General features: G+C 75.4%; 2 protein-coding genes and 1 pseudogene. All 3 read left to right on the top strand.

The features are described from left to right. Positions 1-25: 25 nt before the first annotated feature. Positions 26-9,580: a type I polyketide synthase gene (locus ACIQ87_RS38715; RefSeq protein ID WP_402416707.1), complete on the top strand. Its 9,555-nt coding sequence runs from the start codon at positions 26-28 to the stop codon at positions 9,578-9,580. Between the two features lie 36 nt (positions 9,581-9,616). Continuing rightward, on the top strand, positions 9,617-14,533 hold the full coding sequence (locus ACIQ87_RS38710; protein ID WP_402416705.1) for a type I polyketide synthase: 4,917 nt from the start codon (positions 9,617-9,619) through the stop codon (positions 14,531-14,533). A 77-nt stretch (positions 14,534-14,610) separates the two neighbouring features. Beyond that, positions 14,611-17,996 (top strand): annotated as a pseudogene (locus ACIQ87_RS38705) (type I polyketide synthase); the annotation flags it as partial.

Here is a 17,996-nt window from a genome sequence, read left to right as displayed (position 1 = left end):
CCTGATACGGCGGAGGTGATGGGCCATGTCCACTGAGGATCGGCTTCGCGACTATCTCAAGCGCGCCACGAACGACCTGATGAAGGCCAAGCAGCGGCTGCGCGAGGTGGAGGAGCGGGACAACGAGCCCGTGGCGATCGTCGGCATGGCCTGCCGCTACCCGGGCGGGGTCGCCTCGCCCGAGGACCTGTGGCGCCTGGTGGCCGACGGCGCGGACGCCGTCGGCGCCTTCCCCACCGACCGCGGCTGGGATCTCGACGCGCTCTACGACCCGGACCCGGACCACCCCGGCACCTTCTACGCGCGGGAAGCCGGATTCCTGCGCGACGCCACCGAGTTCGACGCCGGCTTCTTCGGCATCTCCCCGCGCGAGGCGTCGGCGACGGACCCGCAGCAGCGGCTGCTGCTTGAGACCTCCTGGGAGGCCTTCGAGCGGGCGGGCATCGACCCGGCGACGGTGCGCGGCACCAAGGTGGGCGTGTTCACCGGCGTCATGTACCACGACTACGGCTCGCGCCTGCCGCAGGTGCCCGCCGACGTCGAGGGCTACCTGGGCAACGGCAGCGCCGGCAGCGTGGCGTCCGGCCGCGTCGCCTTCTCCCTCGGTCTTGAGGGCCCGGCCGTCTCCGTCGACACCGCCTGCTCCTCCTCCCTGGTCGCCCTGCACCTGGCGGTGCAGTCACTGCGGCAGGGCGAGTGCTCGCTGGCCCTCGCCGGCGGCGTGGCCGTCATGTCGACCCCGGCGACGTTCATCGAGTTCAGCCGCCAGCGCGGACTCTCGGCGGACGGCCGCTGCAAGTCCTTCGCGGCCGCCGCCGACGGCACCGGCTGGGCCGAGGGCGCGGGCGTGCTGCTGGTGGAGAAGCTGTCGGACGCCCGGCGCAACGGGCACCCGGTGCTCGCGGTGGTGCGTGGCAGCGCGATCAACCAGGACGGTGCCAGCAACGGCCTGACCGCCCCCAACGGCCCCGCGCAGCAGCGCGTCATCCGCCAGGCTCTGGAGAACGCCCGACTGTCGGCCGGCGAGGTCGACGTCGTGGAGGCGCACGGGACGGGTACGCGGCTGGGTGACCCGATCGAGGCGCAGGCGCTGCTGGCGACGTACGGGCAGGAGCGCGGTGGGGATCCGCTGTGGCTGGGGTCGTTGAAGTCGAACATCGGGCACACCCAGGCGGCGGCCGGTGTCGGTGGCGTGATCAAGATGGTCATGGCGATGCGGGCGGGCGTGCTGCCGAAGACCCTGCACGTGGACGAGCCTTCGCCGTTCGTGGACTGGTCGGCGGGTGCGGTCGAGCTGCTCACCGAGGCGCGGGACTGGCCGGCGGGCGAACGGCCCCGCCGGGCCGCCGTGTCCTCCTTCGGGGTCAGCGGGACCAACGCCCATGTGGTGCTGGAGCAGGCGCCGGGGGAGGAGTCTGCGGAGGCCGGCGAGGTGTCTCCGGTTGCCGGTGGTGTGGTGCCGTGGGTGCTGTCGGGTCGCAGTGAGGCGGCGCTGCGGGAGCAGGCGCGGCGGCTGTTGGCGGTGGTCGTGGAGGAGCGGCCGGCGGATGTCGGTTTCTCGCTGGTGTCCTCGCGGGCGGTGTTCGAGCACCGGGCCGTGGTGGTCGGCGAGGGCCGGGAGGCGCTGCTGGCGGGCCTGGGTGCGTTGGCGGACGGTCTGCCGGGTGCGGGCGTGGTGTCCGGGCGGGTGCGTTCGGGGCGTCCGGTGTTCGTGTTCCCGGGTCAGGGGTCGCAGTGGCTGGGCATGGCCCGCGAACTGCTGGCGGACGAGCCGGTGTTCCGTTCGCGGATGGAGGAGTGTGCCAAGGCGCTTGCTCCGTATGTGGATTGGGAGTTGCTGGAGGTTGTCTCGGGTGAGGACGGCGGGTGGATGGAGCGGGTGGACGTGGTCCAGCCGGTGCTGTTCGCCGTGATGGTCTCGCTGGCTGCCCTCTGGCGTTCGTGCGGTGTGGAGCCGTCGGCGGTGGTCGGGCACTCGCAGGGCGAGATTGCCGCCGCTGCTGTCTCCGGTGCGCTGTCGCTGGAGGATGCCGCCCTGGTGGTGGCGCTGCGCAGCCAGGCGATCATCGAACTGTCGGGCCTGGGTGGCATGGTGTCCGTTCCGCTGCCCGTGGAGAGCGTCCGGGAGCTGCTGTCCGGCCGTGAGGGAATCTCGATCGCGGCCGTCAACGGCCCGAACTCCGTCGTGGTTTCCGGCGATGCCGGTGCCCTGGACGAGCTGATGGAGCACTGCGGCGCGCAGGAGATCCGGGCGCGTCGTATCGCGGTGGATTACGCGTCGCACTCGGCGCATGTGGAGCGCATCGAGGCCCGCCTGGCCGAGCTGCTGGCCCCGGTCACGCCGCGCGTGCCGGAGGTGCCGTTCCACTCCACCGTGACCGGTGAGGTGATCGACAGCGCTTCGCTGGACGCCGGTTACTGGTATCGCAACCTGCGCCAGACGGTGGAGTTCGCGAGCACCGTCGAGGCCCTGCTGGCCTCGGGTCACTCGCAGTTCGTGGAGGTGAGTGCCCATCCGGTGCTGACCGTCGGCATCCAGGAGGCCATTGACGCCAGCGCCGTCGAGGCGACGGTCCAGGGCACCCTGCGCCGTGACCACGGTGGCCGGGAGCGTTTCCTGACCGCCCTCGCCGAGGCCTGGGCCAACGGCGCCACCGTCGACTGGGCCGCCCGGTTCCAGGGCGCCCGTCGCATCGACCTGCCCACCTACGCCTTCCAGCGCGACCGCTACTGGCTGGAGCCCGAGGCCGCCGCCGACGTGCCGGCCGCCGTGGTCGACGCCGTCGAGGCCGGCTTCTGGGAGACCGTCGAGCGTGAGAGCCTCGACGAGCTGACCGCCACGCTCGCCCTGGACGCGCACGCCCCGCTGAGCACCGTGCTGCCCGCGCTGGCCTCGTGGCGGCGCCGTCAGCGCGAGCGTTCGGCGCTGGACGCCTGGCGGTACCGGATCACCTGGCGTCCGGTCGGCCATTCCCCGGCCGGTCCCGCCGCCGCGACCCTCGCGGGCACCTGGCTGGTCGCCGTCCCGGAGACGGCCGACGACGTCCTGACCCGGGATGTCGCGGACACACTCACCGCGTGCGGCGCCGAGGTGGTCGCCCTGCCGTGGCAGGCGGCCGAGGACCGGGGTTCGCTGGCGGCTCGGCTTCGTGTCGTCGCCGCCGAACACGCCGACGTGGCAGGCGTGTTGGCGCTGCCCTTCGCATCCCTCACGGCGGCGGGCGCGGAGGACGTCCCGGCGGCCGTGGTCGCGGCCGCCCTCCTGGTCCAGGCGCTGGGCGACGCCGGGCTGGCCGCCCCGCTGTGGCTGACCACCCGGGGCGCCGTCACCGTCGGCCGGGCGGATGCCGTCGAGGCTCCGGAGCAGGCGCTGCTCTGGGGCCTGGGACGGGTGGTCGCCCTGGAGCACCCGGACCGCTGGGGCGGTCTGGTGGACCTGCCGGCCGCGCCGGACGGGCGGGCGCTGGCCCGACTGGCCGGTGTGCTGGCCGGTGTGCCCGGGGAGGACCAGGTGGCGCTGCGTCCGGAGGGCGTGTTCGCCCGTCGGCTGGTGCGTCCGCGCCCCGACACAGCCTCCGCCTGCGCCGAGGCCTGGAAGCCGCGCGGAACGGTTCTGGTCACCGGCGGCACCGGTGCCCTCGGCGGGCACGTCGCCCGCTGGCTGGCCGCCAACGGCGCCGAGCGCCTGGTGCTGGCCGGCCGTCGGGGCCTGGAGGCGCCCGGAGCGGCCGAGCTGGCCGCCGAGCTGGCCGAGTCGGGCGTGGCGGTCGACGTCGTCGCCTGTGACGTGGCCGACGCCGCGGCGCTCGCCGCCCTGCTGGACGCCGTCCCGGCCGATCAGCCGCTCACGGCCGTCGTGCACACCGCCGGCGTGCTGGAGGACGGGGTGGCGGACGCACTGACGGCCGAGCGGTTCGCGGCCGTGCTGCGGCCCAAGCTGACCGCCGCGCGCCGGCTGCACGAGCTGACCGCCCACCTCGACCTGGACGCGTTCGTCCTCTTCTCCTCCTTCGCCGGCACCGTCGGCAACCCCGGTCAGGCCAACTACGCCGCCGCGAACGCCTACCTGGACGCGCTCGCCGAGCAGCGCCGGGCCGCCGGCCTGCCGGCCACCGCCGTCGCCTGGGGCCACTGGGCCGGCGGCGGGCTGGCCGACTCGGCCGCTCGGGACGCCCGGCTGCGCCGGGACGGGCTGGTCGCGATGGCACCGGAGGCCGCCGTCGCGGCGATGGCCGCCGCGGTGGGAGGGCCGGAGGCGCTCACCGTGATCGCCGACGTGGAGTGGGAGCGTTTCGCCCGCAACTTCTGCGCCACCCGGCCGAGCCCGCTGCTGGCCGAACTGCCCGAGGTCCAGCGGGCGGTGGCTCCCGCCGACCGGCCGACGGACGGCGCGGAACGGACGGGCCTGGCCGAGCAGTTGGCCGCCCTGGCGCCCGTCGATCGGGAGCGCCACCTGCTGACGCTGGTGCGCGGCCAGGTCGCCGGGGTGCTCGGCCACGCCTCGCCGGAGGCCGTCGACCCGGTGCGCGCCTTCCGCGAGCTGGGCTTCGACTCGCTGACCGCCGTCGAGCTGCGCAACCGGCTCGCCGCCGTCACCGGACTCACGCTGCCCGCCACCCTGGTGTTCGACCACCCGACGCCGTCCGCGCTGACCTCCCTGCTGCTCGGCCTGCTGGTCGGCGACCGGGAGCCCGGTCCGGCCCCGGTGGCCGTACGGGCGGGTGCGAGCACCCGGGCCGCCGACGAGGAGCCGATCGCGATCGTCGCGATGAGCTGCCGCTTCCCCGGCGGGGTCAGCAGCCCCGAGGAGCTGTGGGAGCTGCTCGCCGGCGGACGGGACGCGATGACGGGCTTCCCGGCCAACCGCGGCTGGGACCTCGACGCGCTCTACCACCCGGACCCGGACCACAAGGGCACCTGCTACGCCCGCGAAGGCGGATTCCTGCACGAGGCGGGCGAGTTCGACGCCGGCTTCTTCGGCATCTCCCCGCGTGAGGCGCTGGCGATGGACCCGCAGCAGCGGCTGCTGCTGGAGACCTCCTGGGAGCTGTTCGAGCGCGCCGGCATCGACCCGGCCGCACTCAGGGGCAGCCAGGCGGGCGTGTTCGTCGGCACCAACGGCCAGGACTACGTGCCGCGCCTGCACGAGGGCCCGCAGGGCGTCGAGGGCTACCTCCTGACCGGCAGCGCCGCCGCCGTGGTCTGTGGACGGATCGCCTACACCTTCGGTCTTGAGGGCCCGGCGGTCACCGTCGACACGGCCTGCTCGGCCTCCCTGGTCGCCCTGCACCTGGCCGCCCAGGCGCTGCGCAACGGCGAGTGCACGATGGCGCTGGCCGGCGGTGCCACCGTGATGTCCCAGCCGGGTTCCTTCATCGAGTTCAGCCGCCAGCGCGGCCTGGCCGCCGACGGCCGCTGCAAGGCCTTCGCCGCCGCGGCCGACGGCACCGGCTGGGGCGAGGGCGTCGGCCTGGTGCTGCTGGAGCGCCTCTCCGACGCCGAGCGCAACGGGCACCGGGTACTGGCCGTGGTGCGCGGCAGCGCCGTCAACCAGGACGGTGCCAGCAACGGCCTGACCGCCCCCAACGGCCCGTCGCAGCAGCGCGTCATCCGCCAGGCCCTGGCGGCCGCCCGGCTGACCGCCGACGAGGTCGACGCGGTCGAGGCGCACGGCACCGGCACCACCCTCGGCGACCCGATCGAGGCCCAGGCCCTGCTCGCCACGTACGGGCAGGAACGCACCGGCGAGCCGCTCTGGCTCGGCTCGGTGAAGTCCAACCTCGGCCACACCCAGGCCGCCGCCGGCATCGCGGGCGTCATCAAGATGGTCATGGCGATGCGGGAGGGCGTCCTGCCCAGGACCCTGCACGTCGACGAGCCGACCCCGCACGTCGACTGGACCTCCGGCGCCGTCGAACTGGTCACCGAGGCCCGCGCCTGGCCCGAGACCGGGCGCCCGCGCCGCTCGGGCGTCTCCTCCTTCGGCATCGGCGGCACCAACGCCCACGTCATCCTGGAGGCCGCGCCGCCCGTCGGGGAACCGCCGGTCGCACCGGTGACCGGACCGGTGCCGCTGGTGCTGTCCGGCCACTCCGGCCCGGCCCTGCGCGACCAGGCCCGCCGCCTGCGGACCTGGCTCTCCCGCGAGTCCGACCCGGACCTCACCGCGCTGGCCACCGCACTCGCCGGCGAGCGCGCGGCCCTGGGCCACCGCGCCGTGCTGACGGCCTCCGACGTGACGGAGCTGGCGGCCGGGCTGGAGGCCCTCGCGGACCGGGAGAGCGCGACCGGCCTGGCCATCGGCGCCGTGCGCGAACCCGGCCGCACCGCCTTCCTGTTCACCGGACAGGGCAGTCAACGGCCTGGCATGGGCCGCGAGTTGTACGAGGCTCACCCGGTGTTCGCGGACGCCTTCGACGCGGTCTGCGCGCGGGTCGAACTGCCGCTGCGCGACGCGGTGTTCGGCGATGACGCGGAGCTGCTGGACCGCACCGAGTACGCCCAGCCGGCGCTGTTCGCCGTCGAGGTGGCGCTGTTCCGCCTGTTCGAGAGCTGGGGGCTGCGCCCGGACGTCCTGGTCGGCCACTCGATCGGCGAGATCGCCGCCGCCCACGTGGCGGGCGTGCTGTCGCTGGACGACGCCGTCACCCTGGTCGCGGCCCGCGGCCGGCTGATGCAGGCACTGCCCGAGGGCGGCGCGATGGTCGCGGTGGAGGCCACCGAGGAGGAGGTCCTGCCGCTGCTCACCGAGAGCGTGAGCATCGCGGCGATCAACGGCCCGACCTCCGTGGTGGTCTCCGGTGACGAAGCCGACGTCCTCGCGGTCGCCGGCCGGTTCACCGGGCAGGGCCGCCGGACCAAGCGGCTGAACGTCAGCCACGCGTTCCACTCCCCGCTGATGGACGGCATGCTGGACGACTTCCGCCGGGTGGCGGAGGGACTGACCTACTCGGCACCGCGGATCACCGTGGTCTCCGACGTCACCGGCGCGGTCGCGACCGCCGAGGAGCTGTGCTCGCCCGACTACTGGGTGCGCCACGTCCGCGAGGCCGTCCGCTTCCTCGACGGCATGCGCACCCTGGCGGCCGACGGCGTCACCACCTTCGTCGAACTCGGCCCCGACGCCGTGCTCACCGCCCTGGGCCGCGACTGCCTCGACGAGCGGACCGACGCCCTGCTGGTGCCGGCGCTGCGCCGGGACCGCGGCGAGACCGGCGCGGTGCTGGCCGCCCTCGCCGAACTCCACGTGCACGGGCACACGCCGCACTGGCCGGCTGTGCTCGGCGCCCCGCCCGTCCGCCGCCTCGACCTGCCCACCTACGCCTTCCAGCACGACTGGTACTGGCTCGACACCGACCCGGCGACCGCCCCCGCCGCCCCGGCCGCCGACGACCGGCACCCGGCCGGGACCACCCGGGAGGCCGGCTTCTGGGCCGCCGTCGAGGACCAGGACCTGACCACCCTCGCGGAGACCCTGCGACTGCCCGATTCGGCGCCGCTCGGCGCGATCCTCCCGGAGCTCTCCTCCTGGCGGCGCCGCACCCGGGAGCTGTCCGCCGTCGACGCCTGGTGCCACCGCTTCACCTGGCGGCAGCTGCCCGAGCCCGCCCCGGCCGGTGCCGTCGGCGGCTGGCTGCTCGTCGTCCCCGAGCCGCAGGCCGGCCACGCGCTCGTCACCGGGGCCGTCGACGCCCTCACCGAGGCCGGCGCCGACGTGCTCACCCTCGAACTCGACACCGGCGACGCGGACCGCACCGTCCTGGCCAAGCGCCTGGCCGAACTCCTCGCCGACGGGACCGAGGTGACCGGCGTGCTGTCGCTCGCCGCCCTCGACGAGCGGCCCCACCCGGACCAGGAGGAACTCTCCACCGGCCTGGCTCTCACCCTGGCCCTGACCCAGGCACTCGGCGACGCACAGCTCCACGCACCGCTGTGGGCGGTCACCAGCGGCGCCGTCACCGTCGCCGCGACCGACCGGCCCGACCACCCGGGGCAGGCCCAGGTCTGGGGCTTCGGACGGGTCGCCGCCCTGGAGCACCCGCTGCGCTGGGGCGGACTGGTCGACCTGCCCGCCACCCTGGCGGACCGCCGCACCCGCTCCCGCCTGCTCGGCGTCCTCACCGGCGGCTCGGGCGAGGACCAGGTGGCGGTGCGCCCCGGCGGACTCTACGGCCGCCGCCTGACCCCGGCCGCGCCCACCGGCCAGGCCGAACCCACCGGTTCGCGCGGCGCCGGCTGGGTCGCCGGCGCCACCGTACTGATCACCGGCGGCACCGGCGCCGTCGGCGCCGAGGTGGCCCGCCACCTGGCGCGCGGCGGCGCCGCCCACCTCGTGCTGGCCGGCCGCCGGGGCGCCGACGCCCCGGGCGCCCCGCGGCTGCGGGACGAGCTGGTCGCCCTCGGCGCCCAGGTCACCCTCGCCGCCTGCGACCTGGCCGACCGCACGGCCGTGGCCGACCTGCTGGACCGGCACGCCGTCACCGCGGTCGTGCACGCCGCCGGCGTCGTCGACGACGGCACCGTCGAACTGCAGTCCCCGGAGCGCTTCGCCACCGTGCTGCGCCCCAAGGCGGTCGCCGCCCGGCACCTCGACGAGCTCACCCGCTCGCGCGACCTCGACGCCTTCGTCCTGTTCTCCGCCTTCGCCGGCGCCGTCGGCAACCCCGGGCAGAGCAACTACGCGGCCGCCAACGCCTACCTGGACGCACTCGCCGAACAGCGCCGCGCCGACGGCCTGCCCGCCACCTCGCTGGTGTGGGGCGTCTGGGGCTGCGGCATGGCCGCCCAGGGCGACGTCACGGAGCAGCTGGAGCGGGCCGGGCTGCGGGTGATGGCCCCCGAGTCGGCGGCCGGCGCCGTCGACCGGGCTCTCCCGCCCGGCCAGGCGGTGCTCGCCGTCGCCGACGTCGACTGGCCGCGGTTCGCCGGCCGGCGCACCGCGCAGCGGCCGAGCCGGCTCTTCGACGAGCTGCCGGCCGTCCGGGACGAGGGCGCCGGGCACACCGGGGCCCAGGCCGCCGGCACCGAACCCACCGCCGGCCTGGCCGAACGGATCGCCGCCGCGCCCGCGGCCGAGCGGGAACGCCTGCTGCTGGCCCTGGCCCGTGAGTCGGTGGCCGAGGTCCTGGGCCACCGCGGCACCGCCGCCGTCCACCCCGACCGGGCCTTCAAGGAGCTGGGCTTCACCTCGCTCGCCGCCGTCGAGCTGCGCAACCGGCTGGACGCCGCGACCGGGCTGCGGCTGCCCGCCTCCCTGGTCTTCGACCACCCCACTCCCGCCGCCCTGGCGGAGTACCTGCGCGTCCGGCTGGTCCCGGACGCGGCCCCGCAAGCCCCGGCCGTCATCGCCGAACTCGACCGGCTGGAAGCCGCGTTGGCGGCGGCGACGGAGGGCGGACTGCTCGCCGTCCTGCCCGACGAAGCCGACCGGGACGCCGTCGGGAACCGGCTCAGGACACTGCTCTCCACCTGGACCGGCGCCCTCGGGGCCGACGAGCCGGAGACGGTCGCCGACCAGCTCGACGCCGCCTCCGACGACGAGATCTTCGACTTCATCGACCGGAAGTTCGGGGCCTCATGACCAGCAACGCACGCGCACTCCAGACGACTCCGGCAGGTGGACTTCCCGATGGCGAATGAAGACAAGCTCCGCGAGTACCTCAAGCGGGTCACGGTCGAGCTGAGCGAGGCCCACGAGCGCCTGCGCGAGGCGGACGAGCGGGAGTCCGAGCCCATCGCGATCGTCGCCATGAGCTGCCGCTACGCGGGCGGGATCGACACCCCCGAGCAGCTGTGGGACCTGGTCGCGGACGAACGGGACGCCATCGCCGGCTTCCCGGCCGACCGCGGCTGGGACCTCGACGCGCTCTACCACCCGGACCCGGACCACCCCGGCACCAGCCACGTCCGCGAGGGCGCGTTCCTGGACGCTGCGGGCGGGTTCGACGCGGGCTTCTTCGGCATCTCGCCGCGCGAGGCGCTGGCGATGGACCCGCAGCAGCGGCTGCTCCTTGAGACCTCCTGGGAGGCCTTCGAGCGCGCGGGCATCGCCCCGTCCTCGGTGCGCGGCACCCGGGTCGGCGTCTACGTCGGCACCAACGGCCAGGAGTACGCCAAGGGCGCGCGCAAGCTGCCCGAGGACGTCGAGGGCTACCTCGCCACCGGCAACGCCGCCAGCGTCGTCTCCGGCCGCATCTCCTACACCCTCGGTCTTGAGGGCCCGGCCGTCTCCGTCGACACCGCCTGCTCCGCCTCCCTGGTCGCCCTGCACCTCGCCGTGCGCGCGCTGCGGGCCGGCGAGTGCACCATGGCGCTCGCGGGCGGCGTCACCGTGATGGCCACCCCGCTGCCCTTCGTCGAGTTCAGCCGCCAGCGGGCGCTGGCCGAGAACGGCCGCTGCAAGCCGTTCGCCGCCGCCGCCGACGGCACCGGCTGGGGCGAGGGCGCGGGCGTGCTGCTGCTGGAGAAGCTGTCGGACGCCCGCCGCAACGGGCACCAGGTGCTGGCGGTCGTGCGCGGCAGCGCGATCAACCAGGACGGTGCCAGCAACGGCCTGACCGCCCCCAACGGCCCCGCGCAGCAGCGCGTCATCCGCGCCGCGCTGGCCGCCGCCCGGCTCTCGGCGGACCAGGTGGACGTGGTCGAGGCGCACGGCACCGGAACGGTGCTCGGCGACCCGATCGAGGCCCAGGCGCTGCTCGCCACCTACGGGCAGGAGCGCACCGGGGACCCGCTCTGGCTGGGCTCGGTGAAGTCCAACATCGGGCACACCCAGGCCGCCGCCGGTGTGGCGGGTGTGATCAAGATGGTGATGGCGATGCGGCACGGCGTGCTGCCGCGCACCCTGCACGTCGACCAGCCGTCGCCGCACGTGGACTGGGCCTCCGGCGCGGTCGAGCTGCTGACCGAGGCCCGGGACTGGCCGGCCGGCGGACGGCCCCGCCGGGCCGCCGTCTCGTCCTTCGGGGTCAGCGGGACCAACGCCCACGTGGTGCTGGAGGAGGAACCCGCGGCGGAACGCGCGGAGGCCGACGAGGAGTCGGTGGCCGGCGGTGAGGTGCCGTGGGCGCTCTCGGCCCGCAGTGCGGCGGCGCTGCGGGAGCAGGCGCAGCGCCTGCTGGCGGTCGCCGGGGGCGAGCGGCCGGCGGATGTCGGCTACTCGCTGGCGACGGCCCGTTCGGTGTTCGAGCACCGCGCGGTCGTCGTGGGTGCGGGGAAGGCGGACCTGTTCGCCGGTCTCGCCGCGCTCGCCGACGGTGAGCAGGTGGCTCAGCTGGTCCAGGGCACGGCCCGGACGACCGGTGGCCCGGTGTTCGTGTTCCCGGGGCAGGGGTCGCAGTGGCTGGGCATGGCCCGGGGGCTGCTGGCGGATGAGCCGGTGTTCCGTTCGCGGATGGAGGAGTGCGCCAAGGCGCTCTCCCTGTACGTGGATTGGGAGCTGCTGGAGGTCGTCTCGGGTGAGGACGGCGGGTGGATGGAGCGGGTGGACGTGGTCCAGCCGGTGCTGTTCGCCGTGATGGTTTCGCTGGCTGCCCTCTGGCGTTCGTACGGTGTGGAGCCGTCGGCGGTGGTCGGGCACTCGCAGGGCGAGATTGCCGCCGCCGCCGTGTCCGGTGCGCTGTCGCTGGAGGACGCCGCCCTGGTGGTGGCGCTGCGCAGTCAGGCGATCATCGAACTGTCGGGTCTGGGTGGCATGGTGTCCGTTCCGCTGCCGGTGGAGAGCGTCCGGGAGCTGCTGTCCGGCCGTGAGGGAATCTCGATCGCGGCTGTCAACGGCCCGAACTCCGTTGTGGTTTCCGGTGATGCCGGTGCCCTGGACGAGCTGGTGGAGTACTGCGGCGCGCAGGAGATCCGGGCTCGTCGGATCGCGGTGGACTACGCGTCGCACTCGGCGCATGTGGAGCGCATCGAGGCCCGCCTGGCGGAGCTGCTGGCCCCGGTCGCCCCGCGCGTGCCGGAGGTGCCGTTCCACTCCACCGTGACCGGTGAGGTCATCGATTCGGCCGCGCTGGACGCCGGTTACTGGTACCGCAACCTGCGCCAGACGGTGGAGTTCGCGAGCACCGTCGAGGCCCTGCTGGCCTCGGGTCACTCGCAGTTCGTCGAGGTGAGCGCCCATCCGGTGCTGACCGTCGGCATCCAGGAGGCCATTGACGCCAGCGCCGTCGAGGCCACGGTCCAGGGCACCCTGCGTCGCGACCACGGTGGCCGGGAGCGTTTCCTGACCGCCCTCGCCGAGGCCTGGGCCAACGGCGCCACCGTCGACTGGGCCGCCCGGTTCCAGGGCGCCCGTCGCATCGACCTGCCCACCTACGCCTTCCAGCGCGACCGCTACTGGCTCGTCCCGGACCAGGAGGACGAGCCGTTCCGCGCGGGCACCCCCGGCGAGCAGCGCTTCTGGACGGCCGTCGACGACGCGGACGCCGCCGGGCTGGCCGGCGCCCTGGGGATCACCGGGGACGAGGCCGAGGAGTCCCTCCGGACGCTGCTGCCGCTGCTGACCTCCTGGCACCGCGCCGAGCAGGACCGCTCGGTGGTCGACTCCTGGCGCTACCGGGCCGCCTGGCGGCAGCTGGACGGCGTTCCCGAGGGGCGCCTGTCCGGCACCTGGCTGGTGGCCGTCCCCGAGCCGGCCGGTCCTCGGGCCGAGTCGGTGCTCGCCGCACTGGCCGGATCGGACGCCGCCCCGCTCCGCTGCGCCCTGCCGGCCGGTGCGGACCGGGCGGCCGTCGCGGAGCGGCTCCGCGCGGCGCTCGCCGGTGCGCCGGAGCTCTCCGGTGTGCTGTCGCTGCTCGCCCTGGACGAGCGGCCGCTGCCGGACCACCCGGCGGTCCCGGCGGGCCTGGCGGGCAACCTCGCCCTGGTCCAGGCGCTCGGCGACGCGGACGTGGACGCGCCGCTGCGGCTGCTCACCGCGGGCGCCGTCGCCACCGGCCCGCGGGAGCGGCTGGCCAACCCCGCGCAGGCCCTGGTCTGGGGCTTCGGCCGGGTGGTGGCCCAGGAACACCCGCAGCGCTGGGGCGGTCTGGTCGACGTCCCGGCCGACCCCGAAGGCGACGCCGCCCTGGTGGCCCGGCTGGCCGGGGCGCTCACCGGCGCCGGCGCCGAGGACCAGCTGGCGGTCCGTCCGGAGGGCGTCTTCGGCCGCCGGCTGCTGCCCGCGCCGTTCGACCCGTCGGCGGTCAGCGCGGCCTGGCGCCCCGAGGGCACCGTGCTGGTCACCGGCGGCACGGGCGCGCTCGGCGGGCACGTCGCCCGCTGGCTGGCCGCCAACGGCGCCCGGGACCTGCTGCTGGTCAGCCGCCGGGGCGCCGACGCCCCGGGCGCGGCCGAGCTGGTCGAGGAGCTCGCCGCCCTCGGCACCCGCGCCGAGGCGGTGGCCTGCGACGTCGCGGACCGCGACGACCTGGCCCGGCTGCTCGCCGGGATCCCGGAGCACGCCCCGCTCACGGCGGTGGTCCACACGGCCGCGATCGTCGACGACAACCTGCTCGACGCGCTCACCGTCGACCAGGTCGCCCGCGCGCTCGCCGTCAAGGTCACCGCCGCCCGCAACCTGGACGAGCTGACCCGCGGCCTGGACCTCTCGGCCTTCGTCCTGTTCTCCTCGTTCGCCGGCACCTTCGGCCTCGCCGGCCAGGGCAACTACGCCCCCGGCAACGCCTTCCTGGACGCGCTCGCCGAGCAGCGCCGGGCCGACGGGCTGCCCGCCACCTCGCTGGCCTGGGGCCACTGGGCCGGCGGCGGCATGGCCGAGGGCGCGGTCGAGTCCTCGCTGCGCCGGCGCGGCAGCGGCGAGCTGGTGCCCGAACTGGCGGTCACCGTGCTCCAGCAGGCCCTGGACGCCCGGGAGGTGTTCCTCGCCGTCGCCGACATCGCCTGGGACCGCTTCGTCCCGGCGTTCGGAGCCGGCCACGTCCGGCCGCTGATCAGCGAGGTGCCCGAGGTCGCCCGGATGCTCGACCGGCGTCCGGCCGGGTCGGCGCACACCGACGGCGCCGACCCGGCCTCCTTCGCCGCACGGCTGGCGGCGCTGCCCGCCGCCGACCGGTCCGGGGCGCTGCTCGACCTGGTCCGCACCCGCACCGCCGGCGTCCTGGGGCACGCCTCCGCCGAGGCCGTCGACCCGACCCGGGCCTTCCGGGACCTCGGGTTCGACTCCCTCACCGCCGTCGAGATGCGCAACCGCCTGACCGCCGCGATCGGCGTCAAGCTCCCCGCCACCCTGGTCTTCGACCACCCGACGCCGGCCGTGCTGGCCGACCACCTGCTGGCCGAACTCCTCGGCGCCCAGCCGGACCGGGAGACCGCGGCGCTCGCCGACCTCGAACGCCTGGACGCCGAACTCGGCGACCTCGCCGCCGACCGGGAGACCGCCGACGCGGTGACCGCCCGCCTCCAGCGGATGCTCTCCCGCTGGACTGCCCGCTTCGCCGAGACCGACGCGGACGCCGAAACGAACGTGCTGGACACGGCCACGGCCACGGCCGACGAGCTCTTCGCCCTCCTCGACAACGAGCTGGGGACGTCGTGACGACCGAAGACGCTGTGAACCGCGCCGCAGGACCGCACAACCCGGAGGGTACGCCCACGATGGACGCTCAGGACAAGCTGCTCGGCTACCTCAGGAAGGCGACCGCCGACCTCCAGTCGACGCGCCGCCGCCTGCACGAGCTGGAGTCCGCGGCCGACGAGCCGATCGCGATCGTCGCCCTGGGCTGCCGCTACCCCGGCGACGTCCGCGGCCCCGAGGACCTGTGGGAGCTGGTCCGCGACGGGCGGGACGCCGTCGCCCGGATCCCCGCCGACCGCGGCTGGGACCTCGACGCCCTCCACCACCCCGACCCGGATCACCCCGGCACCAGCTACGTCGTGGACGGCGGATTCCTCGACGGCGCGGGCGAGTTCGACCCGGCGTTCTTCGGGATCAACCCGCGCGAGGCGCTCGCCATGGACCCGCAGCAGCGGCTGCTGCTGGAGACGTCCTGGGAGACCTTCGAGCGGGCCGGCATCGACCCGCGGTCGCTGCGCGGCAGCCGGACCGGCGTCTTCGTCGGCATGACCTTCCACGACTACGCCACCGTCCTGCAGGAGTCCGGCGAGGACGTCGAAGGCTACGTCGGCACCGGCAACACCGCGAGCGTCGCCTCCGGCCGGCTCTCGTACGCCTTCGGGCTGGAGGGCCCGGCCGTCACCGTCGACACCGCCTGCTCCTCCTCGCTGGTCGCCCTGCACCTGGCCGCCCAGGCCCTGCGCAGCGGCGAGTGCACCATGGCCCTGGCCGGCGGCGTCGCGGTGATGTCCACCGCGCAGATGCTGGTCGAGTTCAGCCGCCAGCGCGGGCTGGCGGCGGACGGCCGCTGCAAGGCCTTCGCGGCCGCCGCCGACGGCTTCGGCGCCGGCGAGGGCGTCGGCGTGCTGCTGCTGGAGAAGCTCTCGGACGCCCGCCGCAACGGGCACCCGGTGCTCGCGGTCGTGCGCGGCAGCGCCGTCAACCAGGACGGCGCCAGCAACGGCCTCACCGCCCCGAACGGCCCGTCCCAGCGGCGGGTCATCCGCCAGGCCCTGGCCGTGGCCAACCTCGCCGCCCACCAGATCGACGCGGTCGACGCCCACGGCACCGGCACGGCGCTGGGCGACCCGATCGAGGCCCAGGCGCTGCTCGCCACCTACGGCCAGGAGCGCGGCGAGGGCGGCGAGCCGCTCTGGCTCGGCTCGGTGAAGTCCAACATCGGCCACACCCAGGCCGCCGCCGGCGCCGCGAGCATCATCAAGATGGTCCACGCGATCCGGGCCGGCGTCCTGCCGAAGACCCTGCACGTGGACGAGCCGTCGCCGCACGTCGACTGGGCCTCCGGCGCCGTCGAGCTGCTGACCGAGAGCCGGCCGTGGCCGCAGACCGGTCGCCCGCGCCGGGCGGCGGTGTCGTCCTTCGGCATCAGCGGCACCAACGCGCACGTCATCATCGAGCAGGCCCCGGCCGAGGACGCCGCGGGCACCGAGGAGCCCGGGCAGGAGCCCCGGACGGACGGCGGGGCGCGGCCGTTCGTGCTCACCGCGAAGGACGCCCGCGGCCTGCGCGAGCAGGCGGGCCGGCTCCGGACCTTCCTCGCCCGCGGCCTGGAGGTCGAACTCCCGGACGTGGCACACTCGTTGGCCGGTCGGACGGCCTTCGAGCAGCGTGCGGTGGTGCTGGCGGGCGACCGGGCCGGGCTGGACGCGGGGCTGGAGGCGCTGGCCCGCGGGGGGTCCGCGCCGAACCTCGTGCAGGGCGCGGTGCTCGGCGGGAAGCTGGCGTTCCTGTTCACGGGGCAGGGGAGCCAGCGTCCGGGGATGGGGCGTGAGCTGTACGAGGCGTTCCCGGTGTTCGCGGACGCCTTCGACGCGGTGTGCGCGCGGGTCGAACTGCCGCTGAGGGAGGCCGTGTTCGGGGAGGATGCGGACGTCCTGGCCCGTACGGAGTTCACCCAGGTGGCGCTGTTCGCGGTGGAGACCGCGCTGTTCCGGTTGATGGAGAGCTGGGGGGCCCGTCCGGACTTCCTGGTGGGGCACTCGATCGGTGAGATCGCGGCCGCGCACGTCGCGGGTGTGCTGTCGCTGGACGATGCGGTGGCGCTGGTCGCGGCTCGTGGCCGGCTGATGCAGGCGCTGCCGGAGGGTGGCGCGATGGTGGCGGTGAAGGCCTCGGAGGAGGAGGTGCTGCCGCTGCTGACCGCTCAGGTGAGCATCGCGGCGATCAACGGTCCTGCCTCGGTGGTGATTTCGGGCGACGAGTCCGAAGTGCTGGCGATCGCGGCGCAGTTCGAGAAGACCAAGCGGCTGAACGTCAGCCACGCGTTCCACTCGCCGCTGATGGACGGCATGCTGGCGGAGTTCCTGGCCGTCGCCGAGGGCCTGTCCTACGCCGAGCCGAAGATTTCGGTGGTCTCCAACGTCACCGGGGAGATGGCCACCGCCGAGGAGCTGTGCTCGCCCGCGTACTGGGTGCGCCATGTCCGCGAGGCCGTCCGCTTCCTCGACGGCATGCGCACCCTGGAAGCCCAGGGTGTCACCACCTTCGTCGAGCTGGGCCCGGACGGCGTGCTGTCGGCCATGGGCCAGGAGTGCGTCGAGCAGGGCGTGTTCACCCCGGCGCTGCGCGCCGAGCGCCCGGAGACCGCGACCGCCCTGGCCGCGCCGGCCACCGCGTTCGTCGCCGGTCACGGCCTCGACTGGACGGCGCTGACCGGCGGCCGGACCATCGAGCTGCCGACCTACCCGTTCGACCGGCAGCGCTTCTGGCCGCGCCGCCGCACCGTCGCCCCCGTCGCGCCGGCGGCGGACCCGGCGGACACCGACTTCTGGCAGAGCGTCGAGGCCGGGGACGTGGCAGCCGTGGCGCGGACGCTCGCCGTCGACGCCGGTGCCTCGCTGGACTCCGTCCTGCCCGCGCTGTCGAACTGGCGCGCAGAGCGCCGGAAGCAGTCCGTGCTCGACGGCTGGTTCTACCGCGCCACCTGGCGCCCGCTCGACCAGCTCGCCCCGGCCGCCCCGGTGGCGGGCTGCCTGGCCGTCGTTCCGGCCGGGCACGAGCAGGACCCGGTCGTCACCGGGGTGCTCCGGGCGCTCGCCGACCACGGCACGGACGTCCGCACCCTGGTGGCCGACCCGGCCACGAGCCGCGTCGACCTGGCCGAACTGCTGCGCGCTGCTTCGGCGGACGCTCCGGCGGCGGAGCTGGTCCTCTCACTGCTCGCCCTCGCCGAGGGTGCCCACCCCGAGCAGCCGGTGGTGCCGCTGGGGAGCGCCGCGACCGCGACGCTGCTGCAGGCGATGGCCGACGCCGAGCTGACCGCCGCCCGGCTCTGGACGGTTACCCGGGGTGCCGTCTGCGCCGGACACGGCGACCGGCCGGCCGACCCGGCCCAGGCGATGGTCTGGGGTCTGGGGCGTAGTGCGGGCCTGGAGTTGCCGGGTCGTTGGGGTGGTCTGGTGGACCTGCCGGAGGTGGTGGACCG

The sequence above is a fragment of the Kitasatospora sp. NPDC096204 genome, from assembly GCF_044763205.1.
Classification (GTDB): domain Bacteria; phylum Actinomycetota; class Actinomycetes; order Streptomycetales; family Streptomycetaceae; genus Kitasatospora.
Note: the sequence above shows the minus strand (reverse complement) of the source record. Positions and strands in the feature narration are given on the sequence as shown.